22 protein-coding genes and 1 tRNA gene are annotated in these 25,718 nt (G+C 60.2%); 9 read left to right on the forward strand and 14 right to left on the reverse strand.

What is annotated here, in order from left to right; translation table 11 throughout:
- Nucleotides 1-296 precede the first annotated feature (296 nt).
- The 9 genes from OKC40_RS02295 to OKC40_RS02335 all read right to left on the reverse strand — a co-directional run bounded on the left by OKC40_RS02295 (nt 297) and on the right by OKC40_RS02335 (nt 9,490).
- A tRNA-Pro gene (locus OKC40_RS02295) sits at nt 297-373 on the reverse strand.
- Between the two features lie 155 nt (nt 374-528).
- Nucleotides 529-1,233, reverse strand: coding sequence for an MOSC domain-containing protein (locus tag OKC40_RS02300; protein WP_270793992.1), 705 nt, complete (start codon nt 1,231-1,233; stop codon nt 529-531).
- A 45-nt stretch (nt 1,234-1,278) separates the two neighbouring features.
- Nucleotides 1,279-2,124, reverse strand: a complete 846-nt coding sequence (locus OKC40_RS02305; RefSeq protein WP_374862247.1) for an ABC transporter permease subunit — start codon at nt 2,122-2,124, stop codon at nt 1,279-1,281.
- Entirely contained in the window at nt 2,121-3,026 is a 906-nt protein-coding gene (locus OKC40_RS02310; RefSeq protein ID WP_005340703.1) for an ABC transporter permease subunit, read from the reverse strand. The genes OKC40_RS02305 and OKC40_RS02310 overlap by 4 nt, the downstream gene beginning before the upstream one ends.
- The gene (potA, locus tag OKC40_RS02315) at nt 3,023-4,177 is read right to left on the reverse strand and encodes a polyamine ABC transporter ATP-binding protein (RefSeq protein ID WP_005340704.1); all 1,155 of its coding nucleotides are present in this window, start codon (nt 4,175-4,177) and stop codon (nt 3,023-3,025) included. The genes OKC40_RS02310 and potA overlap by 4 nt, the downstream gene beginning before the upstream one ends.
- Before the next feature lie 78 nt (nt 4,178-4,255).
- Complete coding sequence (locus OKC40_RS02320) at nt 4,256-5,341, reverse strand: polyamine ABC transporter substrate-binding protein (RefSeq protein ID WP_005355476.1); 1,086 nt, start codon at nt 5,339-5,341, stop codon at nt 4,256-4,258.
- A gap of 118 nt (nt 5,342-5,459) precedes the next feature.
- Nucleotides 5,460-6,557, reverse strand: coding sequence for an extracellular solute-binding protein (locus tag OKC40_RS02325; RefSeq protein ID WP_080764971.1), 1,098 nt, complete (start codon nt 6,555-6,557; stop codon nt 5,460-5,462).
- A 53-nt stretch (nt 6,558-6,610) separates the two neighbouring features.
- Nucleotides 6,611-7,972, reverse strand: a complete 1,362-nt coding sequence (locus OKC40_RS02330; protein ID WP_270793993.1) for an aspartate aminotransferase family protein — start codon at nt 7,970-7,972, stop codon at nt 6,611-6,613.
- Nucleotides 7,973-8,158: 186 nt separating this feature from the next.
- Nucleotides 8,159-9,490, reverse strand: a complete 1,332-nt coding sequence (locus tag OKC40_RS02335; protein WP_013723370.1) for a glutamine synthetase family protein — start codon at nt 9,488-9,490, stop codon at nt 8,159-8,161.
- 478 nt (nt 9,491-9,968) lie between these two features.
- Here OKC40_RS02335 and OKC40_RS02340 point away from each other — a divergent pair, with 478 nt between their 5' ends.
- From OKC40_RS02340 to malZ, 8 genes are all read left to right on the forward strand, one after another.
- Nucleotides 9,969-10,355 (forward strand): TraR/DksA family transcriptional regulator, encoded by a 387-nt coding sequence (locus OKC40_RS02340; protein ID WP_005356952.1) that lies wholly within the window; start codon nt 9,969-9,971, stop codon nt 10,353-10,355.
- A gap of 147 nt (nt 10,356-10,502) precedes the next feature.
- Nucleotides 10,503-11,357 (forward strand): hypothetical protein, encoded by an 855-nt coding sequence (locus OKC40_RS02345; protein WP_270793994.1) that lies wholly within the window; start codon nt 10,503-10,505, stop codon nt 11,355-11,357.
- A gap of 120 nt (nt 11,358-11,477) precedes the next feature.
- Complete coding sequence (locus OKC40_RS02350) at nt 11,478-11,939, forward strand: CreA family protein (protein ID WP_270794015.1); 462 nt, start codon at nt 11,478-11,480, stop codon at nt 11,937-11,939.
- Nucleotides 11,940-12,013: 74 nt separating this feature from the next.
- Complete coding sequence (locus OKC40_RS02355; protein WP_270793995.1) at nt 12,014-13,003, forward strand: 2-hydroxyacid dehydrogenase; 990 nt, start codon at nt 12,014-12,016, stop codon at nt 13,001-13,003.
- A 198-nt stretch (nt 13,004-13,201) separates the two neighbouring features.
- Nucleotides 13,202-14,563 carry a molecular chaperone gene (gene yegD / locus OKC40_RS02360; RefSeq protein ID WP_058052457.1) on the forward strand — a complete coding sequence of 454 codons (1,362 nt, stop codon included), beginning with the start codon at nt 13,202-13,204 and terminating at the stop codon, nt 14,561-14,563.
- A gap of 387 nt (nt 14,564-14,950) precedes the next feature.
- On the forward strand, nt 14,951-15,367 hold the full coding sequence (locus OKC40_RS02365; protein ID WP_042656540.1) for an META domain-containing protein: 417 nt from the start codon (nt 14,951-14,953) through the stop codon (nt 15,365-15,367).
- 82 nt (nt 15,368-15,449) lie between these two features.
- Nucleotides 15,450-16,298, forward strand: a complete 849-nt coding sequence (locus OKC40_RS02370; RefSeq protein WP_075113744.1) for an HDOD domain-containing protein — start codon at nt 15,450-15,452, stop codon at nt 16,296-16,298.
- Between the two features lie 5 nt (nt 16,299-16,303).
- Nucleotides 16,304-18,133 carry a maltodextrin glucosidase gene (gene malZ, locus OKC40_RS02375; protein ID WP_270793996.1) on the forward strand — a complete coding sequence of 610 codons (1,830 nt, stop codon included), beginning with the start codon at nt 16,304-16,306 and terminating at the stop codon, nt 18,131-18,133.
- A gap of 99 nt (nt 18,134-18,232) precedes the next feature.
- Here the strand turns inward: malZ and OKC40_RS02380 are convergent, their stop codons facing one another.
- Entirely contained in the window at nt 18,233-18,766 is a 534-nt protein-coding gene (locus OKC40_RS02380) for an ATP--cob(I)alamin adenosyltransferase (RefSeq protein ID WP_270793997.1), read from the reverse strand.
- Between the two features lie 89 nt (nt 18,767-18,855).
- Nucleotides 18,856-19,998 (reverse strand): DUF5610 domain-containing protein, encoded by a 1,143-nt coding sequence (locus OKC40_RS02385; protein ID WP_139406104.1) that lies wholly within the window; start codon nt 19,996-19,998, stop codon nt 18,856-18,858.
- Between the two features lie 170 nt (nt 19,999-20,168).
- On the opposite strand from OKC40_RS02385, the gene trmA reads away from it, so the two are divergent.
- A complete protein-coding gene (gene trmA, locus OKC40_RS02390; protein ID WP_270793998.1) occupies nt 20,169-21,302 on the forward strand; it encodes a tRNA (uridine(54)-C5)-methyltransferase TrmA in 1,134 nt (377 codons plus the stop codon).
- 67 nt (nt 21,303-21,369) lie between these two features.
- Here trmA and OKC40_RS02395 read toward each other — a convergent pair whose 3' ends face one another.
- From OKC40_RS02395 to mglA, 3 genes are read right to left on the reverse strand one after another with little or no spacing between them, the layout of a single operon-like run.
- The gene (locus OKC40_RS02395) at nt 21,370-23,103 is read right to left on the reverse strand and encodes a methyl-accepting chemotaxis protein (RefSeq protein WP_270793999.1); all 1,734 of its coding nucleotides are present in this window, start codon (nt 23,101-23,103) and stop codon (nt 21,370-21,372) included.
- 51 nt (nt 23,104-23,154) lie between these two features.
- Entirely contained in the window at nt 23,155-24,165 is a 1,011-nt protein-coding gene (mglC, locus tag OKC40_RS02400) for a galactose/methyl galactoside ABC transporter permease MglC (RefSeq protein ID WP_075113750.1), read from the reverse strand.
- A gap of 16 nt (nt 24,166-24,181) precedes the next feature.
- The gene (gene mglA / locus OKC40_RS02405) at nt 24,182-25,702 is read right to left on the reverse strand and encodes a galactose/methyl galactoside ABC transporter ATP-binding protein MglA (RefSeq protein WP_042059543.1); all 1,521 of its coding nucleotides are present in this window, start codon (nt 25,700-25,702) and stop codon (nt 24,182-24,184) included.
- Nucleotides 25,703-25,718: the final 16 nt, after the last annotated feature.

Here is a 25,718-nt window from a genome sequence, read left to right on the forward strand (position 1 = left end):
GCGGATAGCGGATAGCGGATAGCGGATAGCGGATAGCGGATAGCGGATAGCGGATAGCGGATAGCGGATAGCGGATAGGCAAATATGGCGCCGCGCGCCGTGAATCCGCAACACAAACAGGCAATCATAGCTCGTAGAGCCTTGGCCTATCGGCAGGTCGGCAGGTCGGCAGGTCGGCAGGTCGGCAGGTCGGCAGGTCGGCAGGTCGGCAGGTCGGCAGGTCGGCAGAGAAAAGAGCAACCCGCGGCGGAAAGCCAATGCAAAAAGGCCGCTCAATTGAGCGGCCTTTTCAAATTTGGTCGGTGTGAGAGGATTCGAACCTCCGACCCCTTCGTCCCGAACGAAGTGCGCTACCAAGCTGCGCTACACACCGATGTCTGCGGGACGGGAATTTACCGAAAGCCCAGACCCGACACAAGCCTTTTTTGCATTTGGCAGGAAAAAAAGTGCTGTTCGCTCAACTATTCAGCACTCTTTTCATCCGTTTACCGGGCTGCAGCCAGCTGGTGACATTCCGGTAACCGGCCGTCAGGCCAGGCGCAGGGAGGCTGGCCCCAGCAGACGGCGCTGCCAGTCAGCCACAGTGCCATGCTCCAGCCAGTCGGCTGCATGCTGGCGCCAGTTGGGGGAGAGAGCAGGATTCTCCAGCAACATTAGTAGATCCGCTTCATTGCGCACCTGATTGAACAGGATATCCGCCGTGCGCTTCACCGTCAGTTCGGGATAGGGTCTGTCTACCAGCTCCATGGCCGTGTCAGGCGCGATCATGCCCTCCTCCAGCACCCGCAGCAGCCAGCCACAACGGCCATTCAGTTGCATCACCTGCGACATCTGGCCATAGCCAAAGCGCTGGTTGAGCTTGAAACAGGGGGATCTTGGCTGACTTATCTGGATCAGCGCCTCGCCGAGTCGATAGACATCGCCAATGCAGGCTTGCGCCTCGATCAACCCGAGACCAGAGAGGTTCTCGCCAAAGGCGGCAGGTTGCCAGGGTGAACGTGGCGCAGGCAAGCCCAGCGCGGTTTGCCAGGTCTGCCACCAGAGATAGTGATCGGCCGGATAGTAGTGAAGCGCCCGATCCGGGCCACCGTGGTGGCGCAGGTCACACTGTTCATCCCCTTCCAGACCGGCAAAGGTACAGCGAACTGGTGCAGAGATCGGTTGCTTGTGAATGGCGCTGGTGAGACCGGGCACCAGCTCGGTGCCACGACCGCTAAAAAGGGAGATCCGCATTCTCATCCTCCGGGTTGACGAGAGAGTGCGGATCTTAACACGAGGTCAGGCAACCGCCTGCATCTGGGTGGTCATGGCGATCTCGGCACGGCGGCGCTTCTCCGCCCTGGCCATCAGATACCAGCTGCCGAAGGTAAAGAGCGATACCGACAACAGGATCAGGCTGGCCACCGCGTTGATCTCGGGTTTCACCCCGAGCCGTACCGCCGAGAAGACCTCCATCGGCAAGGTAGTGGAGCCCGGGCCGGAGACGAAGCTAGCCAGCACCAGATCATCCAGCGACAGGGCGAACGACATCATGCCGCCTGCCGCCAGCGAGGGGGCGATCATCGGGATAGTGATCAGGAAGAACACCTTCCACGGCTTGGCGCCGAGATCCATTGCCGCCTCCTCGATGGAGAGATCCAGCTCCCGCAACCGCGCCGACACCACGATCGCCACGTAGGCGGTACAGAAGGTGGTGTGGGCGATCCAGATGGTCAGCATGCCCCGCTCGGCGGGCCAGCCCACCAGCTGGGCCATCGCCACGAATAGCAGCAGCAGCGACAGACCGGTGATCACCTCGGGCATCACCAGCGGCGCCGTCACCATGCCACCGAACAGGGTGCGACCACGGAAGTGGGGAATACGGGTCAGCACGAAGGCCGCCACCGTCCCCAGCGCCACCGCGGCGATCGCGGTGTAGAAGGCGATCTCCAGCGAGCGGAACACAGACCCGATCAGCTGCTTGTTGTCGAGCAGGCCGAAGTACCACTTGAGCGACCAGCCACCCCACACCGTCACCAGCTTGGAGGCGTTGAAGGAGTAGATCACCATGATGATCATGGGCAGGTAGATAAACAGCAGCCCCAGCCAGAGCATCAGTTTGGCAAAACCGAAACGCTTCATCATGCCTTGCCCTCCAGCTCTTTGGCCTGGTTACGGTTGAAGAGGATGATCGGAATAATCAGCACCGCCAGCATCACTACCGCCAGCGCAGAGGCAACCGGCCAGTCGCGGTTGTTGAAGAACTCCTGCCACAGCACCTTACCGATCATCAGGGTCTCCGGGCCGCCCAGCATTTCCGGAATAACGAACTCCCCCACCACCGGAATAAACACCAGCATGCAGCCGGCGATAATGCCGTTTTTGGAGAGCGGCACCGTGATCTGCCAGAAGCGGGTCAGGTTGCGGGCCCCCAGGTCAGAAGCAGCCTCCAGCAGGCTCTGGTCATGCTTGACCAGATTGGCGTAGAGCGGCAGCACCATGAAGGGCAGATAGGAGTAAACGATGCCGATATAGACCGCCAGGTTGGTGTTGAGGATCTGCAGCGGCTCGTCGATCACCCCGATCCCCAGCAAGACGCTGTTGAGCAGGCCGTTGTTACTGAGGATCCCCATCCATGCATAGACCCGGATCAGAATGGCGGTCCAGGTCGGCATCATGATCAGCAGCAGCAGAACGGTCTGGGTCTCCTTGTTGGCCCGGGCGATGGAGTAGGCCATCGGATAGCCAATCAGCAGGCAGAGCAAAGTGCTGACGAAGGCCATCTTGAGGGAGCCCAGATAGGCAGCGATATAGAGCTCATCCTCCTGCAGCAGCAAGTAGTTGCCCATGTTGAGCAGGATGGTGAGCTGATTGTCGGCCCAGCTCACCACATCGGTGTAGGGCGGGATCGCCACATCCGCTTCCGCAAAACTGATCTTCACCACGATGACAAAGGGCAGCAGGAAGAAGAGGAACAGCCAGAAGAAGGGGATGCCGATCACCAGTCGGCGCCCCCCGACCCGCTTCAGTCGTTGCAAGAACTTCATGATTGCAGCACCACGCCGCTGTCATCTTCCCAGTAGAGGAACACCTGGTCATCCCAGGTTGGCCGCTTGCCGTGGCGTTCGGCATTGGCGATGAAAGCCTGAACGATTTTGCCCGAGGGCAGCTGGATGTGATAAACCGAGTGACCGCCCAGATAAGCGATGTCATAGACCTCACCCTTGGTCCAGTTGAAGTCCGGGTGCTCGATCTCCTCCGGTTTTTGCAGACTCATCAGCAGTTTTTCCGGCCGCAGGGCGTAGGTCACCTTCTTGTTCTCGGCGCGGGAGCTGATACCGTGGCCCACATAGATGGGCTGTTCCAGATCGGCGCAGGCGATGGTGGCGTGGTCCTGCTCATCCTCCACCAGCAGGCCGTCAAACAGGTTGACGTTGCCGATGAACTCGCACACCAGCCGACTGGCCGGAGTCTCGTAGATATCCATCGGGCTGCCGATCTGCTCGATGCAGCCGAGGTGCATGATGGCGATCCGCTCCGCCATGGTCATGGCCTCTTCCTGATCGTGGGTCACCATGACGCAGGTAACCCCGACCCGCTCGATGATCTCCACCAGCTCCAGCTGCATCTTGGAACGCAGCTTCTTGTCGAGCGCCCCCATGGGTTCATCCAGCAGCAACAGTTTGGGACGCTTGGCTAGCGAGCGAGCCAACGCCACCCGCTGGCGCTGGCCACCGGAGAGCTGATGCGGTTTGCGGCGGGCATACTGGGTCATCTGCACCAGCTTGAGCATCTCCTCCACCCGAGCATCGATCTCGGCCTTGGGCAGGCCATCCTGCTTGAGGCCAAAGGCGATGTTCTGGGCCACCGTCATATGGGGGAACAGGGCGTAGGACTGGAACATCATGTTGATGGGGCGTTCATAGGGGGGCATGTCGGTGATGTCGACCCCGTCGAGGAACAGCCGCCCCTCGGTCGGGCGTTCGAAACCGGCCAGCATCCGCAGCAGGGTCGATTTGCCGGAACCGGACCCGCCGAGCAGGGCGAAAATCTCCCCCTTGTGAATATTGAGAGATACGTTATCGACCGCCAGCGTTTCGTCGAACTGCTTGCTTACCCGATCAATTTTCACCAGCACTTCTTTGCGCTGCTGACTGCCCTCGAGGGCTTTCTTGTAGGCACTGGAGGCTATCGCCATTACCAAACTCCCCAACGTGATACCGGCCTTGCGGCCGATCCATAAAAGCGATTTGGCGCCCCCGAACGGGCACCAAGGTTAAGTACCGGACTTGATCTTGGTCCAACTCCGGGTGATTAGACGCTGTACCGAGCGGGGATGTGCTTCCTGCACATAGAGTCGCTCCAGCACGGCCTGAGGGGGATAAACCTCCTCATTGTTGCGCACCGCCTCATCCATAAACTCGCCCGCCCTTGAGTTGGGATTCGCATAGCCCACATAGTCGCTGACCTTGGCGATCACTTCGGGCTGCAGGACGTAGTTGATGAGAGCGTGCGCCTCTTTGACATTGGTGGCATCGGACGGGATCGCCATCATGTCGAACCAGAGATTTCCCCCCTCTTTCGGAATGCTGTAGGCAATTTTCACCCCCTTGCCAGCTTCATCGGCGCGGGCAGCGGCTTGCAGGATGTCGCCGGAAAAACCGGCCGCCACGCAGATGTCGCCATTGGCGAGATCGCCGATGTATTTGGAGGAGTGGAAGTAGGCCACATAGGGCCGCACCTTGAGCAGCAGCGCCTCGGCCTGCTTGATATCCCCCGTCGCATGACTGTTGGGATCGAGTCCGAGGTAGTTGAGGGCAGCAGGGATCATCTCGTCGGCAGAGTCGAGGAAGGCGACGCCGCAGCGAGAGAGTTTCGCCATGTTTTCCGGTTCGAAGATAGTGGCCCAGGAGTCAATCTTGTCGACCCCCAGCACCGCCTTGATTTTGTCGACGTTGTAGCCGATGCCGTTGGTCCCCCACAGATAGGGCACCGCGTACTGATGACCCGGATCCACCTTGTCGAGCTGCTTGAGCAGCACGGGATCCAGGTTGGCCAGATTGGGCAGCAGGGATTTATCCAGTTTCTGGAAGGCTCCCGCCTTGATCTGCTTGGCCAGGAAATTATTGGAGGGCACCACCAAATCGTAACCGGTCCGCCCCGTCAGCAACTTGCCTTCCAGGGTCTCGTTGGAGTCAAACACGTCATAGACGGTCTTGATCCCGGTCGCCTGCTGGAAATCGCTGAGGGTGGTCTCGCCGATATAGTCAGACCAGTTGTAGAAGTGCAGCACAGGGGCAGCCTGGGCCACATTCGCCAATCCCATGGTCAGCGCTATGGTTAGCAATCTGGTTGTATTCACGGTGTCAGTTCTCCTGTTCAGTGGTTGACCGTCTGCGCATCCATTCGCGCGGCCCATCCGGATGGATGGCATCACTACCCTCCCGGCCGAACTGCGGACCGGGAGGGGCATTCGTTACTTACTTGCCGGACTTGATCTTGGTCCAGCTGCGGGTCATCAGACGCTGCACCTTGGCCGGCAGATCCGGGAAGGTGTAGATCTTCTGCAGGATTGCCGCATCAGGGTAGATACCCGGATCGGTGCGGATCGCCTCATCCACCAGCGGGGTCGCAGCCTTGTTGCCGTTCGGGAACTGCACCACGTTGGTAATATTGGCGATCACCTCGGGCTTCATCAGGTAGTTGATGAAGGTGTGGGCCGCCTCGACGTTCTTGGCATCCGCCGGAATGGCGATCATGTCAAAGAAGCTGCCTGCCCCCTCTTTCGGAATGGTGTAGGTGAGCGCGACGCCATTCTTGGCCTCGGCTGCCCGCGCCTTGGACTGCTGCAAGTCACCGGAGTAACCGACCGCGACGCAGAGGTTGCCGTTGGCCAGATCCGAGATGTACTTGGAGGAGTGGAAATAGGCGGTATAGGGACGGATGGAGAGGAACAGCTCCTCAGCCTTCTTCAGCTCGGCCGGTTTCTGGCTATCCGGTTTGAAGCCCAGATATTGCAGGGCAGCCGGCAGCATTTCGGTCGGTGAATCGAGGAAGGAGACGCCACACTCTTTCAACTTGGCCATGTTCTCCGGCTTGAACACCAGATCCCAGGAGTTGACCGGGGCATCGGCCCCCAGCACGGCTTTCACCTTCTCGGCGTTGTAGGCATAGCCGATGGTGCCCCACAGATAGGGGATGGAGTACTGGTTGCCCGGATCGCTCGGCTCGAGCGCCTTGAGCAGGTCGACATCCATGTTTTGCCAGTTGGAGAGCTTGGACTTGTCCAGTTTCTGGAACACGCCCGCCTTGATCTGCTTGGCCAGGAAGGGGTTGGATGGCACCACGATGTCGTAGCCCGAACTACCCGCCAGCAACTTGGCTTCCAGTACCTCGTTACTGTCGAACACGTCATAGACCACCTTGATCCCCGTCTCCTTCTGGAAGTTATCCAGGGTATCCGGCGCTATGTAGTCGCTCCAGTTGTAGACGTGCAGCACCTTCTCTTCAGCCATTGCTCCGGCACTTGCCATGACCAGAGCCACAGAGGCAGCGATCACTCCTGTTTTGAAAGACATCATCCTTGTCTCCTAAGCAAATTGTATGCGCATGCCAACCTGCCCGACCCACCTCAACCTTTCAGCTTTGCGGCTGTCAGATCCAGACTGCGCCTGGCCAGATCGACCAATTCATCAACCTGTTCCTCGGTGATGACCAAGGGGGGCGATATGATCATGGTATCGCCTACCGCCCTCATCACCAAGCCATTGTTAAAGCAGAACTCCCGGCAAGTCATCCCCGCATTTGCCTGAGCCGGGAAACGCCGGTTGGTCTGCTTATCCTCAACGATTTCCAGCGCGGCGACCAATCCTTTGCCTCGGGTTTCTCCCACCAGCGGATGATCGGCCAGCTCCGCCCAGCGGCGCTGCAAATAGGGGCCGATAGTATCATGCACTCGCTTAACTATGCTCTCATTCTGCATAAGCTGGATATTGGCCACCGCCACGGCGCAAGAGACCGGATGACCCGAGTAGGTGAAGCCGTGGTTGAACTCGCCCCCTTCCTCCACCAGCCCCTTGGCAACCCGGTCGCTCACCATCACTGCGCCGAGCGGCAGATAACCGGAGGTGATCCCCTTGGCCAGACACATCAGGTCCGGCTTGATGCCAAACCCTTCGCTGGCAAACCAGTGGCCGGTGCGGCCAAAGCCGCAGATCACCTCGTCAGCGATCAGCAGAATGCCGTAGTGATCGCAGATACGCTGGATCTCCGGCCAGTAGCTGTCAGGCGGAATGATGACGCCGCCCGCCCCCTGGATCGGCTCGCCGATAAAGGCAGCCACCTTGTCCACCCCCAGCTCCAGAATCTTCTGCTCCAGCTGACGGGCCCGCTCCAGCCCGAACTCGTGGGCACTCATCCCCTGCCCCTCACCGAAGTGGTAGGGCTGATCGATGTGCACTATGCCGGGAATGGGCAGGCAGCCCTGGGCATGCATCCCCTTCATGCCACCCAGACTCGCCCCCGCCACGGTGGAGCCGTGATAGGCGTTGTGGCGACTGATGATCACCTGTTTGTCAGGCTGCCCCTTGCTGGCCCAGTAGTGGCGCACCATCCGCAGCACGGTATCGTTGCACTCGGAGCCGGAGCCGGTGAAGAAGACGTGGTTGAGATGGGCTGGCGTCACCTCGGCCAGCAGGGTCGCCAGCTCGATCACCGGCGGGTGAGCGGTCTGGAAGAAGAGGTTGTAGTAAGGCAACTGCTGCATCTGGCGGGTAGCGGCATCCACCAGCTCCTGGCGGCCATAGCCCATATTGACGCACCACAGGCCCGCCATGCCGTCGAGAATGCGTTTTCCCTCGGAGTCTTCCAGATAGACGCCGCTGGCTTTGGTAATAATGCGCGAACCCTTCTTGTTCAGGGCCTGAAAGTCGGTAAAGGGGTGCAGGTGGTGGCTGGCATCCAGTTGTTGCCACTCACGGGTTGTCTGCTGCATTTGTTGCTCCTCGGTTCCTTCGATTTAGCAAGATTCAGTCGTCAAACAGTCAGGTGGGTAGTCAGGCGGGCTTGCATGCTCGCAGCCACAACCACTCACAGGTGGCAGCCGCCACCTGACTCGCGTTCCGGTCTCTTCGATACAGGGACAGGGGAGGCCGACTCCGGCCTCCCCGTTACAGGGGGATCAGACGTTCAGCAGCAGGAACTCCCGCTCCCAGCGACTGATCACCCCGAAGTAGGTCTCGTACTCTTTGCGTTTAACCGCGACGAAGGCGCGGGTGAATCGCTCCCCCAGCATCTCCTTGATGGGCTCGCACTGTTCGAGATGGCTGAGTGCCTCCTCCAGCGAGCGGGGCAGGCTGTAGGGCAGGTCATAGGCGCTCGACTTCATCTCCGGCAGCGGCTCCAGCTTCTCCATCATGCCGAGATAGCCACAAGCCAGAGTGGCGGCCAGTGCCAGATAGGGGTTGGCATCGGCACCGGCGAAGCGGTTTTCCACCCGCCGTGCGCTCGGGTCGGAGAAGGGCACCCGCAGGCCGCAGGTGCGGTTCTCGACACCCCACTGGACGTTGCGCGGCGCGCTCTCGCCAAAGGTGAGGCGGCGGTAGGAGTTGACGTTGGGGGCCAGCAGGGCGGTCACCGCCGGGGTGTATTTCTGCAAACCGGCAATGAAGTGCATGAACTGTTCGCTGTTGCCGCCGTTCGGGGTACCGAACAGGTTGTGGCCGTTCACATCTTCCAGACTCTGATGGATGTGCATGGCCGACCCCGGTTCGTCACTCATCGGCTTGGCCATGAAGGTGGCATAGATGCCGTGGCGGTGTGCGGCCTCACGCATGGTGCGCTTGAACAGGAACACCTGATCCGCCAGATCGATGGCATCCCCGTGCAGGAAGTTGATCTCCATCTGGGCGGCGCCCGACTCGTGGATCAGGGTGTCCACCTCCAGCTCCTGCGCCTCGCAGTAGTCATACATGTCTTCAAAAATGGGGTCGAACTCGTTGACCGCATCGATACTGAACGATTGGCGGGCGGTCTCAGGGCGGCCGTTGCGACCGACCGGCGGCACCAGCGGATAGTCGGGGTCCTCGTTGCGGGTGACCAGATAGAATTCCAGCTCGGGCGCCACCACCGGCTTCCAGCCCTGCTTCTCGTAAAATGACAGAACCCGACGCAGCACGGAGCGCGGCGCGATGTCGATCAGCTTGCCGTTGACGTCGAAACAGTCGTGGATCACCTGGGCAGTGGGCTCCAGCGCCCAAGGGACAAAACGGATGGTGTTGGGGTCAGGATAGAGCTGCATGTCCCGCTCCAGCGGGTCGATCATGCTGTCGTCATCCGGATATTCACCGGTCACCGTCTGGGTGAAAATCACCTCGGGCAGACGCATGCCCCCTTCACGCAAAAACTTGTTGGCTGGGATGATCTTGCCCCGGGCGTTGCCGGTGAAATCCGGAAACAGGCACTCCACTTCCGTGATGCGATTGCTCTCCATCCAGCCTTTGATACTGTCCATGTTAAACCCCGACTTTACGGTTGCCATTGGCAAGGGTGTCTAATATATGGAACACCCTTGTTATAAAATTGTAATCAACATCACCATAAAAGCCCGCCATCAAGGGCAATGTCAAGCGGGCGTGTTTAAAAAACTATAAATAACGGCGCATATAATGACCAATGCGGCACCAAATACTAAACACTCAAATCCGTACGAAGCCCCCCTCTCATCGTTGCAAAGGCGATGCCAACAGAGGGTGAAGCAGGCGCCAGATCCCGACCAATCCCCCGCAGGAACGGACCATTTTTTTGCAAGGGCGCACAATCCTTATCCTATTTACTTTGCTTGGCTGCATTTTTTTGGTACAAGGCCCGCCCTGATTTGCACTCTCTTGCATGAAACAGGTGCAAATCGGGATACAAGGGCTTGGTCTGTAGGCAGACAGCCCCCATAAACAGGGATAATTGGGTTAGTAAACTGACTGGTAGTTAATCGTATGTGTGATTTCATGACTGAAGACCAACTGGCCTTTTACAAGGGGCAGATCGAGCGACAGATCGTCGAGCTCGAAGAGCGCCTGAACTCCCAGGCCAGCCAGGCCATCGCCACCGACACCAACGAGATGGCTGATGAAATTGACCGTGCCAGTATCGAGGAAGCCCGCCGTCTGGAGCTGAACCGCATCGAGCACGACAAGCTGCACCTGCGCAAGCTGCGGGGCGCATTGAAGCGCATCAGCGAAGGGGATTTTGGTTACTGCGAATCTTGCGGTGACGAGATCTCCCTCAAGCGGCTGCATGCCCGTCCGGAATCCCGTTTCTGCGTCGAATGCCAGAGCACCAAGGAATTTAACGATACCCACGTGTTCCGTCGCGTCGCCTGATTCTTCGAAGAACCGTCACCATTCTGGTGCAACAGACGCCAGCAAGGCAGGGCCCCGCGCTCAAACCTTGCACAACGCCTCGCAGCAAGATGGTGACAAGTTCTGTTAGACTCCGGACACCTTCCGGAATCTACAGGAGAACAGAGAGTGAAATGGCTCATCAAACTGTGTTTGTGCCTGCCACTGCTGGCACAAGCACAGGTTCTGACGGTCAAGGTCCCCAGCCGTCCCGTCAACAATCTTGACCAGGAGTACCAGTACAAGCTGCTGGAACTGGCCCTGACCCGCTCCGGGCAACCCTTTCGCATCCAGCCTGTCGAACTCGACCTCAACCAGTTCACCCTCCAACAGCAGCTGAGCAAGGGCAAGACCATCAACGTCTTCTGGATGGGCACCTCCAGCGCACTCGAATCTTCCCTGATTGCCGTCCCCATTCCGCTGTTTCGCGGGCTGGAAGGATTGCGGCTGTCCTTCATCCACGCGGATGCTCAGGAGAAGTTCAACCAGATCAATACCCTGGCCGACCTCAAACAGCTGAAGGCGGCACAAGGGGTCGGTTGGGCCGATAACAAAATTCTGGAAAATGCGGGCATCCCGACCTTATCCGGCCGATACAGCAGTCTGTTTCGCCTTATCAACGACGGCGACAAGATCGACTTCTTCCCGCGCGCCCTGGTGGAGATCTTCGCCGAGCGCAGCGAACTGGTGGCGCAGTATCCCAACCTCGCCATCGAGCAGCATCTGCTGATCCGCTACCCCTTCGCCCAGTTCTTCTTCGTCAGCCCCGAATACCCCAAGCTGGCCAAGGCGATTCAGACCGGGCTGGAGCGGGCCTATGCCGATGGCAGCTTTATGAAGTTCTTCAATGACAACCCCAAGATCCGCGAAGCGCTCGCCAGCGCCAACCTCGATCAGCGGGTCACTATCGCCCTGCCCAATCCAGATATGACCCCGTTGCTAAAATCCATTCCGGCCCAATATTGGGATTATCCTCCCCGATAGTACGAAGCGGTGAGCGCGGCAATGGGGCCAGCGGCCCCTCCCACGTCGACACACCACTCAAAAGGGAGCCTGCGCCTTATCCATTCATGGGCCGTTGCCCAAGGTATCAACATGAAAAAAATGAATATCAGTATGCTGCTAGCGGCCTGCCTGCTGAGCATGCCCGCGCTGGCCGACAAGGCCGACCCGGTCGGTGAAGTGAGCACTGCCTTCAAGCTGTTTGGCCCGAACCACAAGATCCTGGTGGAGGCGTTCGACGACCCGCGCATCGACGGCGTCGCCTGCTATCTCGCGCGCCCCAAGACCGGCGGCGTCAAAGGCGGGCTCGGGCTGGCGGAAGATCCCTCCCACGCCTCCCTGTCGTGCCACCAAATCGGCCCCATCACCCTGCCCGAGAAATTGAAGGCAGGGGAAGAGGTGTTCGACGTCAGCACCTCGCTGGTGTTCAAGGAACAGAAAGTGGTGCGTTTTTACGACAAGAAACGCAATGCGCTGGTTTACCTGACCTACAGCACCAAACTGGTGGATGGTTCGTACAAGAGTGCAGTCAGCGCCGTTCCCATCATGCCGTGGGGACAATAACCAGCCAGTTTGTCCGGTGATGGCCGACCCATTTTGTTGTAATTTGACGACACACATACTACGGAGCACACACCATGAAAGTCGCCGTATTCAGTACCAAGAGCTATGACAAAGAGCATTTCAACCAGGCCAACAGCCAGTACGGCTTCGACCTGGAGTTTTTCGATGTGCGGCTGGAGGCCAAAACGGCCAGACTGGCTCACGGCTTCCCGGTGGTGTGTCTGTTCGTCAATGACGATGCTGACCGCGAGGTATTGACCGAACTGGCTGCCAACGGCACCCGGGTGATCGCCCTGCGCTGCGCCGGTTACAACAACGTGGATCTGGCCGCCGCGAAAGAGCTGGGACTGAAAGTGGTGCGGGTGCCCGCCTACTCCCCCGAGGCAACCGCCGAGCACGCCGTCGGCATGATGATGTGCCTCAACCGCCGCATCCATAAGGCTTATCAGCGCACCCGCGATGCCAACTTCTCGCTGGAAGGGCTGGTCGGCTTCAACATGCATGGCAAGACGGTCGGTGTGATCGGCACTGGCAAGATCGGTCTGGCCGCCCTGCGCATCCTCAAGGGCTTCGGGGTTCGCCTGCTGGTGAACGACCCGTACCAGAATCCGGCAGCCATCGAGCTGGGGGCCGAGTACGTGGATCTCGACACCCTGTTCCGTCAATCCGACATCATCAGCCTGCACTGCCCGCTGTTCAAAGAGAACTACCACCTGCTGAACAAGGAGGCGTTCGCCAAGATGAAGGACGGGGTGATGATCATCAACACCAGCCGTGGCGGCCTGCTCGACTCCAACGCCGCCATTGAGGCGCTCAAGACCTCTCGCATCGGCGCGCTGGGGCTGGATGTCTACGAAGAGGAGGAGGATCTCTTCTTCTCAGACAAGTCCAACGAGGTGATCACCGATGACGTGTTCCGCCGTCTGTCGGCCTGCCACAACGTGCTGTTTACCGGCCATCAGGCGTTCCTGACCCGCGAGGCGCTGCACGCCATCGCCGACACCACCCTCGGCAATATCCGCGCCATCGGGAACCAGGGCCGCTCCGACAACGAAGTGGAATAAGGGCTCGCCCTCTCTTCGTCACGCGCCGGGTTGTGAGACCCGGCGCCTTCGGGTAGGCTAGCCCCCCTTTTTTATTCAGGAGTCTGGCGCCCATGTTGATCGGATTTGCTCACTGTCCCTCCGACCGTGCGTCGGGTGGTGAGACCCGGCACCTTCGGGTAGGCCAGCCCTCCTTTTTTACTCTGGAGTCTGGCGCCCATGTTTATCGGATTTGATTACGGTACCTCCAACTGTGCCGTGGCCGTGATGGAACAAGGTAGCCCCAGGCTGCTCAATCTCGGCGCATCCCGCTACCTCCCCTCCACCCTGCACGCCCCCCACCGGGATGCCATCGCCGGTCTGTTGGCCGAAGGGCTGGCACCCGCCCAGCAGGCGGAATACCTCAAGCTGCGTGGCCCCGTGGTCACTCGCGCCCAGATGGTTCGCCGCCAGATGCGCGAAGAGGGGCTGATCGACGAGCTGAGCTTCGGCGGTGCCGCGCTGGAGCGTTATCTGGAAGAGCCGGACGACGGTTACTACATCAAATCGCCGAAATCCTTCCTCGGTGCCTATGGCCTCAAGGCCCCCCAGATCGCCCTGTTTGAAGACATCGTCTGCGCCATGATGCTCCACGTCCGCCAGCAGGCGGAGCAGCAGCTCGGCGCCCCGATCCGCCAGGCGGTGATCGGTCGTCCGGTCAACTTCCAGGGTCTGGCAGGGGAAGAGAGCAACAGCCAAGCCATCGCCATCCTGACCGAGGCGGCACGTCTGGCCGGTTTCGAGCAGGTGGAGTTCCTCTATGAACCGGTGGCCGCCGGGTTTGAATTCGAGGCGCGCCTCACCGAAGACGCCGTGGTGCTGGTGGTGGATATCGGTGGCGGTACCACCGACTGCTCCATGCTGCGAATGGGCCCCAGCTACCGCGATCAACTGGATCGCAGCGGCGATCTGCTCGGCCACAGCGGCCAGCGGATCGGCGGCAACGACTTTGATATCCGCCTGACGGTGGAGGGGATGATGCCGCTGCTCGGCATGCACGAGACCCTCAAGACCGGCAAGCCGCTGCCCCACCCGCTGTTCTGGGATGCGGCCGCCATCAACGACGTCAGCGCCCAGAGCCGCTTCTACAGTCTCGATACCGCCCGCCAGCTGCAGGATCTGCAGCTCGACAGCCAGCCCGGCAGCAAGCTGGGGCGTCTGGCCAGCCTGCGGGCCCACAAGCTGAGCCACCAGCTGGTGTGGCGCGCCGAGCAGGGCAAGATCGCCCTCTCGGAGCAGGAGCTTAATCGCCAGTCGCTGGCCGAGCTGGAAAAAGGGCTGGAAGCGGAGCTGACCCGCGAACAGCTGGCCAACGCCTCGGCCCTGCTGCTGGAGAAGATTGGCGAGCTGATGGACGAAGCGATTGCCGCCGCCGGTGTACAACCGGATCGCATCTTCGTCACCGGCGGTAGCGCCCGCTCGCCGCTGATCGCCCGCTTTATCCGCCAGAAGCTCCCGTCCATCCCGCTCGAGGGGGGCGATGACTTCGGCTCGGTAGCCGCCGGTCTCGCCCGTTATGCCGAACGGTTGTTTGCCAACTGATCCCTGAAATACAGCAAGCCGCCCCTTCACTCCCCGTGCGAGGGGGGTGACGACGTCGGTTCAATTGCCGCAGATCTGGCCCGTTATGCCGAGCGACTGTTCGCCAACTGAACCCTGAAATAGCGCAAAGCGCCCCATCACTCCCTGTGCGAGGGGGGTGATGACGCCGGTTCAATTGCCACGGGCCTGGCCCGTTATGCCGAGCTATTGTTCGCCAACCGAGTCCCGAAATAGCGCAAACCGGTGGCAATATCACCAAGGTGTTGCCATTAAGCGACAGTGGTCCGGGACAAGGGGCGACAGAAGCGGTCGGTCGCCCCCTCTCGCGCCCTGCTCCCGTATGCTCAAAAGGGGTATTCTTGACGCTCCCCCAACCGGAGCCCCCTCATGCCCAGATTGCCCTTTCTGCTGATCCCCCTGTTACTGCTCGCTGGCTGCAGCTCGACCGCCTTTGTTCAGCAAGATCTGCAACATCACCACTGGGTACTGAGCAAACTGGATGGCGAACCGGTCGCCGCCTTACGCGACAATCCCCCCGATTTCGAGATCGGCGAGCACTTCACCGTCAACGGCATCGCCGGTTGCAACCGCTACTTCGGTCAGGGCCATCTGGAAGATGACAAGTTGTGGGTCACCAGTCTGGGTAGCACCGAAATGGCCTGCATGCCGCCGCTGGACACCATAGAGCAGGCCGTGCTGACCACCCTGACCGAGGGAGCCACCCTGAGTGGCACCAGCCAGACCCTGATCCTGCAGGGTAAACAGCACCGTTTGGAATACACCTTGCGCGACTGGGTGCTCTAGCGCCAGCAATCCCCATCACAAAGCCGCATCACAAACAGGAACATGTTGTCCGGCTGTGGCACAATATGAGGCAGAGTTCGCAATGGAGGCTGCCTCAGCCATGTCGATGGATCGCCTGTTTGACAAGATCAAACAACTCCCCACTATTCCCAAGCTGCTGCACGAGTTGATGCAGAGCTTCAACGACGAGAATGCCCGCATCGACGAGATTGCGGCCAAGATCGCTATGGATCAGGTGATCAGCGTCAAGGTGCTGCGGATGGCCAACTCGGCCGCCCTGCGCCGGGGCAACGAAGTGACCTCCATCGAACAGGCGGTGATCCGGCTCGGCTTCAACCGGCTGCGCTCCGTGGTGGTCGCCTCCGGCATCATCGGCAGCTTCAAGGCCCCGCCCAGCTTCGACAAGAACAAGTTCTGGACCGAGACCTTCCAGGTCGCCACCATTGCCAAGACCCTGGCGCAGGAGACCAAGGCACTGGATCCCGAGACCGCCTTCACCTGTGCCCTGATCCACAACATCGGCGAACTGCTTATCCAGAGCACCCTGCCGGAAGAGGCCGAGCTCATCAACCTGGCGATCCAGAACGGCAGCAGCCGGGTCGAGGCCCAACGGGAGATGCTGGGCTACGACTATGCCCAGCTCGGTGCCGAGCTGGCGCGGCGCTGGAGCCTCTCCGAGGCCTTCGTCGATGCCATCTCCCAGCAGCTTGACCCGCTCTCCCACGATCCGGTCAGCAAGGAGGCGGTGCTGATCCGCCTCGCCGTGTTTATCTCCTTCGCCTGGAACGCGGGAGTGCCTGCCCAGGCCATCATCGCCCGCTTCCCCAAACCGCTCGCCGACCAGTTGGGACTGGATCCCAAGTCGCTGGCAGGCCAGCTCGAAACGCTCCACGAACAGGGTAACGCCCTCGCCGACCTTCTGACTCAATAAGCATCATGACCCATCCGTTTCTGTTTCATCCCCAGGTGGCGCCCTGGTTCAAAGAGAGCGCCGACGCACTGCAACTGACCCTGTTCACCGAACTGGACGCCCCGATCCGCGAGGTATGGCTGCGCCACGAGCCGGATAACGAGGAGTACCTGATCCCGATGACGGCGGTCTCGACCCGCGACCGGCTGCAGGTGTGGCAGGCTACCCTGCCGCTTGGCAAGGGGCAGGATATCCACCTCTACTGCTTCAAGTGCCTCACCGACGAGGCGCAGTGGTGGCTGCACGGGGCCGGTGTCAGCCCCGCCATGCCGCCACGGGAGCAGCATTTTCGCTTCAACAGCCTGCACCAGCCACCAGCCTGGGTGCAGGATCAGGTGTTCTACCAGATCTTCCCCGACCGCTTCTGCAACGGCGATCCGTCGCTGAGCGTCAAGCATCACGAGTACGAGTACCGTGGCAAGGCGGTGATCAGCAAGGCGTGGGGTGAGCCGGTCAGCCGCCACGAAGAGGGGCACGGCGCCTGCGAATTTTACGGCGGTGATCTGGCGGGGATCGATGCCAAGCTGCACTACCTGCAGTCTCTCGGAGTCACGGCGCTCTACCTCAACCCCATCTTCGATTCGCCGAGCAACCACAAGTACGACACCCAGGACTACTTCAAGGTAGATGCCCACCTCGGCAGCAATGAGCAGTTCGCCGAGCTGACCCGCAACCTGCACCAGCGTGGCATGAAGATCATCCTCGATGCGGTGGTCAACCACACCTCTACCGAACACCCCTGGTTCTGCCCGCCACTGGGCGCCCAGAGCAACCCGGACTCCCCGTGGCGCAGCTTCTACACCTTTGATAAAGAAGGGGATTACGTCAGCTGGAAGGGCATTCGCAGCCTGCCCAAGCTGGACTTCTCCTGCGAGAAGGTACAAGACGCCGTCTATCGGGCCGATGACGCCATCCTCCGTTACTGGATGCGCGCCCCCTACCAGATCGACGGCTGGCGCTTTGACGTCATCCACATGCTGGGTGAGCGCGGCACCGCCGAAGGCAACCGCAGCCATGTGCGCGCCATTCGCGGGGCAGTGAAGCAGGAGAACCCGGACGCCTATGTGCTCGGCGAACACTTCTTCGAGGCGAGCCAGTGGCTGCAAGGGGATCAGGAGGACGGAGCCATGAACTACTACGGCTTCGCCCATCCGATCCGCGCCTTCCTGGCGGGGCAGGATATCGCCTACCACCCCATCAAGATCAGCGCCGAAGAGCTGGATCGCTGGCTCAAGCTGGCGCGGGCCCATATCCCGTTCAAGAACCAGCTGGCCCAGTTCAACCTGCTGGACAGTCACGACACTGCCCGCTTCCTCCACCTGCTGGGCGAGGACAAGCAGCGGATGCAGCTGGCCGCCACCCTGCTGCTCACCTATATCGGCGTGCCGTCCATCTACTACGGCGATGAAGTAGGGCTCTCCGGCGGCAACGACCCGGACTGCCGCCGCTGCTTCCCGTGGGATACCACAGACTGGGATCATGTGCTGCACGACCACTACCGTCGGCTGATCCAGATCCGCCGCCAGCGCCCCTCCCTGCGCCGTGGCGATATCCAGACCCTCTATGCCGGCCCGCACAGCTATGTGTTCGCCCGCACCCTGCAAAGCGATCAGGTGGTAGTGGCCTGCAACCGTCACCCGAGCGAGCCGCGCACCATCAGCCTGCCCCTGTGGCAGACCGCCAGCCCCGCCAGCCGCTTCACCGACGCCTTCAACGGCGAGAAGTTCGAAGTGGTACAGGGCGAGGTGCAGCTCACCATCCCCGCCAACTCGGCGAGGGTGCTGATCTCCAGCTAAGTGGGCGACTGACGCGCTGAAAAACAAAACCGGAGCACAAGGCTCCGGTTTTTTATTCCGCTCAATCAGTAATGGCCTCAGGCCCCTTGCCTGCCGCAATCAGTAGTTGATGCTGACGTAGGGCACTTCCGGCACCTGCCAGCGCTGCTTGAGGTAGACGGTCAGCACGAAGAAGAAGTTGGCCAGCAGGTTGGCGAAGCGATAGAGAATGGGATCGAAGACCACCCCGCTCTCTTCCAGCCGCACCAGCAACCGCACCACCTTCTTGCTGCCACAGCGACACAGATGGAGGGTGGGAATGGGCTGCGGCCCCTGCGGCAACACAAAACCGGTGACGCTGCCGCGACTCGCCTCGTTGTAGTGGTCATAACGGGTCTTGAGCCACTCAAGGTCTGTATCGAAGATCCCCAGCTTGCCGCGTACCGAGCCGTTGAGGTTGTAGATAAGCCGCTGCAACACCGCGAGATCCGCCAACATGGGCTCGGTATCGGCATCCGGCGCAAGGTGTGACAGCACGGCCCCGACCTGACAGCAGAGCTCGTCGGTGGCGATTTCAAAATCACATTTGAGCGAGGTTTCGAAGATAAAGGGGTAGCAGAGCTCGCGTTTGTCTCTTGGCTTCTTGGGGTTCATGGGGCAACCGGATGGGAGAAAAGGCCAGTTTGCCAGCCCTGGGAAGGGCTGGCAAACGGCAGGTCGTTACTTGCGTTACTCGATGTGGCTCAGGCGCTCTTGCCGGCAGGTTCGGTAGACGGCTGGAACTGGCTGATCATCCGCAACGCCTCCAGCATCCGCTGGTTGAAGCTGGTGAAGCGATCGACCTGCAGCGGGTCCTCTTCCCCTCTTGCGGCCAGCACGGCCGGGGTCAGCGCCTGTTGCTGGGATGGTGGCAGCAGGCTATCCGCCTGTTTCTGCACCTGATCCAGCTTGGGCAGGTAGTCGGCAAACGGCTTGATCAGATCCTGCAGGGAGTGCGCCCCCTGATAGGTCTGGCTCAGCTTGACGCTCTGCTTGAGCTTGAGGGAGTAGGAAGCCAGCTGGCTGTCATCCAGTTTCAGCTCGCTTGCCTTGTCCAGCAGATCCTCGAAGTTGCCGGAGAAGAAGTTCCCCGCCAGCTCGTCGATCCCCTTGACCAGCTTGCCGATGGACTCCATCTCGTCGCTGTTGAGATCCCCCTCCAGCGAGAAACTGAAGCTCTGGCTCGACTTCAGACTGAACTGGCTGCCGCTCTCGCCGCTCTGGGACTTGGTCTGCCAGCTATCGTTGAAGCGCAGCACCACCTTGTCGCCATCCTTGGTCTGGATTTCCAGATAGCCTTGCTGGCGACTGGCCATCTCGGCCTGTCCCATGTCGGTCGGGGAGACCTTGCCGAAGAACTCTTTCTCGAACTCCTCGAGCCCCTTCTGGATCAGCTTGTAGCTCTGATCGATACCGGTCTTGATATCCTCGTTATCGGTCGCCCACTTGCCGAGCTGTTTTTTTGCCTCGCCAAAGCCCTTGTCGATCCCCTTGCGGGCCTGCTCCATCATCCCGGTCAGGTCGTCATCGGATTTGCCATCGGCCCGCGCGGCACCGAGCCGCCCGGTCACGAACTGCAGCACGTTGTCCGCCACCGACTGGAAGTCGAACAGGGTCTCAGGCGTGATCTCCTCGGGCTCCTTCACCTTCGGAGCCTGGTAGCCCTGGCCGTTGATCTCCAGCGAGAACTGCAGCGCCTGCTGGATCAGCACCTGCGCCCACTTGGGCGGCTTGTGCAAGGAGACCTCCTCCTCGCTCTTGACCTGTTTCGACTCCGCCTGTTGGGGCGATTTGGGAGAAACACCCACTCCCTTGGGTTGGGCCGCGCCCACGCCTTCGATCTGCATAATGTGTCCTCCCACCATGCCTGTAGATCAGCTATCGGCCTGACTGAACACTTCTTGACCACAAAATACTGGACAATCTGCGGCTGGCTTTTAAAATCGGGCCCCTTTGGGTGGCCTGTTGCCTTCCCCCGATTTCGACCCGGCCCGGCCGGTGTGCATGTGAGGTATTTATGACCCAATCCCAACAGCCTTCCGCGAACGCTCCGGCGCCTAGAACCGCGGCCGACTATCAGGCCCAACTCGACGAAAAGCGCGCTCGCCTCACCGAGCTGTTTGCCGGCTTCACCCTCCCGGCGCTGGAAGTGCACAGCTCGCCGGCGGAGTACTACCGGATGCGCGCCGAATTTCGCATCTGGCACGAAGGGGATGACCTCTTCCACTGCATGTATGCCCCGGCGACCAAAGAGATCATCAAGATAGACCACTTCCCCACAGCCAGCCGCCTCATCAACCAGTTGATGCCGCTGCTGCTGGAGGGGCTGCGCCCACACCCAGTGCTGCGCCGCAAACTGTTCCAGATCGACTACCTCTCCACCCAGTCCAACCAGATCATTGTCAGCCTGCTCTATCACCGCAAGCTGGAGGCCGAATGGCAACAAGCCGCCGAAGCGCTGCAGGCCGACCTGCGCGCCAAGGGGTTCGAGCTGCAGCTGATTGGCCGCGCCCACAAGCAGAAGATCTGTCTGGGGGATGACTTCGTCATCGAACAGCTCAACGTGGCGGGTCGCCAGCTCATCTACAAGCAGGTGGAGAACAGCTTCACCCAGCCCAACGCCGCCATCAACGAGCAGATGCTGGCCTGGGCGCTGGATGTGACCAAGGGGAGCGAAGGGGACCTGCTGGAGCTCTATTGCGGCAACGGCAACTTCTCCATCGCGCTGGCGCAGAACTTCCGCAAGGTGCTGGCCACCGAAATCGCCAAGCCGAGCGTCGACTCCGCCCAGTTCAACATCGCCGCCAACGGCGTCGACAACCTGATCATCCTGCGCATGTCAGCCGAGGAGTTCACCATGGCGATGCGTGGCGAGCGGGAGTTCAACCGCCTCAAGGGGGTCGACCTCAAGAGCTACCAGTGCAACACCATCTTCGTCGACCCGCCCCGCGCCGGTCTCGACGATGCCACCGTCAAGCTGGTGCAGGAGTACGACAACATCCTCTACATCTCCTGCAACCCCGAGACACTGCAGGCCAACATGGCCGTGCTGGGCGAAACCCACGAGATCGCCCGTTTCGCCCTGTTCGACCAGTTCCCCTGGACCCATCACATGGAAGCCGGGGTCTATCTGCGCCGCAAGGCCGGTTGATTCAGGCAGACAGGAAAACAACAACAGGGCCGGATGGCCCTGTTTTGTTATTGACTGAACATCGGCCTCACTCCAGCCGGAAGTGACCCACGATCTCCCGCAGCCGGTCGTAGGTCTGCTGCATCGCCGCAGAGCTGGCGACCGTCGCTTCGCCATTGTGGGTCAGCTGGCGGATCACCTCGGCGATGGCGCTCATGTTGCGATTGATCTCTTCGGCCACAGCGCTCTGCTGCTCCGCAGCCGTGGCGATATGGCTGATGAGATCGTTGATCTCCACCACTTCTCCCGCCATCAGATCCAGCGACTCGTTGACCCTGGTGGTGTTCTCGGCCGCCCCCTGACAGCTCTGCTTGGTATTGCCCATAGCATCCACCACAGTTCGGGTGCCCCGCTGCAGACTGGCCAGCATGGTCTGGATCTCGGCTGTGCTCTGCTGGGTGCGGGCCGCGAGGGAACGCACTTCGTCTGCCACCACCGCAAAGCCTCGCCCCTGTTCACCAGCGCGGGCCGCCTCGATGGCGGCGTTGAGGGCCAGCAGGTTGGTCTGTTCGGCAATGCTGCCGATCACCCCCAGCACAGAGCCAATCTGCTGCACATCCTGCTGCATCGCCTCGATGGAACGGGCAGTGGCTTCCACTTCGTCCACCAGCGCCATCACGCTGGCCATGGCCTGATCTACTACCTGACGGGACTGGCTCGCCAGTTGCTGGCTCTGGCCGGTGAGCTGGGCGGTGCTGGCCGCACTCTCGGAGACGGAGACCGCGGTGCGGCTCATCTCGTTGATGGCGGTCACCACCTGCTCGGTTTCGCGCACGTGGTCCGCCAGCAGAGACTGGGCGGCGCCAGTCTGACTGGCCAACCCCTCGATGCCACTGTTGAGCTGGCCGCTCGCCTGCCGCACCTCCCCCATCATCTCCTGCAACCGTTCGATAAAGCGGTTGATGCCGGCCGAGATCTGACCCAGATCATCCTTGCTGGTCACCGCCAGTCGGCGGGTGAGATCGCCGCTGCCGCGAGAGAGCTCCAGCACCAGATCCCGCAACGAGAGAATGGGGCGATAGGCCACGTTGAGCGCCAGCATCGCCAGCACCATCACCACGATCGCCACGCCGCACAGCGCCATGATGATCTGGCCGTTGAGGGCCCGGGTCATGGCACGGATGTAGTCAAGATCGATGTAGCCGGTCAGGGTCCAGCTGCTGTCACGAATATCCAGCTGGTTGGGGCGCGCTTCACTCTCCCCCTGCGGCTTGCTGTCATAGAGGCTGTTGCCCTGACTGTCGGCCAGCGAGAAGTAGCGGCCCTCGCCACTCATCTTCTCCAGCAGGCTTTTGAACTCGCTCATGTCGAGGTAGTAGAGATAGGCGGAATCGGCACCGCGCGGCACCAGAATGGTGATGACCGGCTTGCCATCCACCTGTTGCAGCGGGCTGACAGTGATCTGGTTATTGGCGGCGGGGATCAGCTTGCGCAGGGCATCGACTTTGGCGCTGTCGTTGATGACCCCGCTCACGTCGAAGGCCATGTCGCCGATCACCTTGACGATGTTGTGAAAGCCGGTCTCTTGCAGGGTCTTCTTGACGTTGGTCACCCCGAAGTTGAGGTTGGCGGCCAACAGGATTTTCTGATTGATGTCGCTGGCCAGCTTCTCTTTGACCAGGGTGATCTGTTCGTTGATGTTGTGGGTGGCCTGAGTGCGAATGTAGCCACTGATGAAGTGGTTGACGCTGAGCCCGGCAGTGCCGATGGTGACCAGAATGGCCAGTAGTAGCAAGAGGTAAATCTTGACCTTGAATGGCATGGGTTCCCTCCAGAAGAGAGGGCTGGCAACGCCAACCCTCTCTGCCAATCGTTATTTCTTCTTGGCGTACTTCATGGAATCCAGTGCCACCGCCAGAATGATGATGCCGCCCTTGATGATGAACTGCCAGTAAGGGCTGACCCCGATATAGGTCAAACCATAGTTGATCAGGGTGAAGATAAGTACGCCGGTGATCACACCCGCGACAGTTCCCACCCCGCCGGCAAACGACACGCCGCCCACCACACACGCCGCGATGGCATCCAGCTCGTACATGAAGCCGAGGTTGTTGGTGGCGCTACCGATACGGCCCGCTTCCAGCATGCCGCCGAAGGCGTAGAACACCCCCGCCAGCGCATAGATCATCACCAGATTGACCGCCACGTTGACGCCGGAGACCTTGGCTGCCTCGGGGTTGCCACCGATGGCGAAGATGTTTTTGCCAAAGCGGGTCTTGTTCCACAGCACCCAGACAAAGACGCTGGCGATGGCCGCATAGAAGGTGAGATACGAGAGCTTGAATCCTCCTATCCGGATAAAGCCCTGCGCGAAACTCGAGAAGCGGGGGTCAAACCCGGCCACCGGCGATGCCCCGACCGAGTCAAAGTAGAGGGAGTTGATACCGTAGACGATGATCATGGTGCCCAGGGTGGTAATGAACGGGGTGACGTTCAGGTAGGCCACGATCAGACCGTTGACCAGACCGATCAGCGCCCCCACGGCACACACCAGCAGGATCACCACCGGAATGGGCACCTCCCCCAGCGTCGGGAACACCTTGTTGACGTTGGTCAGCGCTTGCAACATGGTGGCCGCGATGAGTGCCGCCAGACCGACCTGACGACCGGCCGAGAGATCCGTCCCCTGGGTGATGATGATACCCGCCACCCCCAGCGCGATGATGACCCGCACCGAGGACTGGGTCAGGATGTTGCTGAAGTTGGTGAGGCTCAGGAAGGATGGCTCCTGGATCACGATGACCATGAGCAGCACCAGCAGCACCAAATAGATGGCGTTTTCCTTGAGCGCCTGCATCAGATTGAAATTTTTAGCCGACTCCATAAATGTCTTCCTGTCTCTAGAGGTACAGAGATGCCAGGCGCAGTATCTCGCTCTGGTCAGTTTCTTTGGTATTGACGATCCCGGCGACCCGGCCATTGCTCATCACCATGATGCGGTCGGTGATCCCCAGCAATTCCGGCATCTCTGACGAGATGATGATGATCCCTTTGTCCTTCTTCGCCAGCTCCAGGATGAGCTGGTAGATCTCGAACTTGGCCCCGACGTCGATGCCGCGGGTGGGCTCGTCGAGCATCAGAATCTCCGGCTGGGTCAGCAGCCAGCGACCGATGATCACCTTCTGCTGGTTGCCCCCGGAGAGGGAACCGATCTGGGTCTGCTGGGTCGGCGTCTTGACACGCATGGAGTCGATGACCCACTGGGTATCGCTCTTCATCTTGTTGTCGCTGAGCAGCCCCATGGAGCCTTTGTAGCTGTCCATGTTGGCGATCAGGGAGTTGAAGGCGATATCGAGCCGCGAATAGATGCCGGTGGAGCGGCGCTCTTCCGTCACCAGCGCAAAGCCGTTGCGGATCGCTTCGTGGGCGTTGTGGTTGGCCACCTCTTTACCGTGCAGCTTGATGCTGCCCTGGCTGCGATCGCGAATACCGAACAGGGTCTCGACGATATCGGTGCGCTTGGCCCCCACCAGTCCGGCGATGCCGAGGATCTCCCCCTTGTGCAGGTTGAAGGTCACATCCTGAATGGAGGGCTGGTTCTTCGCCGTCAGGTGTTCGATCTCGAGGATCACCTCTTTCGGCTGGTTGGTTTTTTCCGGGAAGCGCTGGGTCAGTTCACGGCCGACCATCATGCCGATGATCTGATCCATGGTCATGCCCTTGAGCGGCTGGGTTGCCACCCACTGGCCATCCCGCAATATGGTGATCTCGTCACAGAGCTGGAAGATCTCTTCCATCTTGTGGGAGATGTAGACAATGCCGCACCCCTTCTCCTTCAACTTGTTGATGATCTTGAAGAGGTGGTTCACCTCTTTCTCGGTCAGCGAGGAGGTGGGTTCGTCCATGATGACGATCTTGGCGTCGTAGGAGAACGCCTTGGCGATCTCGATCATCTGCATCTGGGAGACCGACAGGGTCGCCACCTTGACCCGCGGGTCGATGTCGATGTCGAGCTCATCGAAGATGCGCTTGGTGTCGTCATACATCTTGCCGTGGTCGATAAACCAACCCCTGGTGGGGTAGCGGCCGAGCCACATGTTATCCATCACGGAGCGCTGCAACACCAGGTTGAGCTCCTGATGCACCATGGAGACGCCATTTTCCAGCGCCTCTTTCGAGGAGGTGAAGTTGATCTCCTGCCCCTTGAAGAAGATCTTGCCCTGATCCTTCTCGTAAATGCCGAACAGGCACTTGAGCAGGGTGGATTTCCCCGCTCCGTTCTCGCCCATCAACGCATGCACAGAATGAGGACGGACCCGTAAATTGACATTATCGAGTGCCTTGACGCCGGGAAAGCTCTTACTGACGTCAATCATCTCCAACAGCCATTCTGATTGTTGCTGTGTTGTCATATCAGCCATCACATCTGGTTGAAAA

The organism is Aeromonas sp. QDB11 (assembly GCF_027705265.1).
Classification (GTDB): Bacteria; Pseudomonadota; Gammaproteobacteria; order Enterobacterales; family Aeromonadaceae; genus Aeromonas; species Aeromonas allosaccharophila.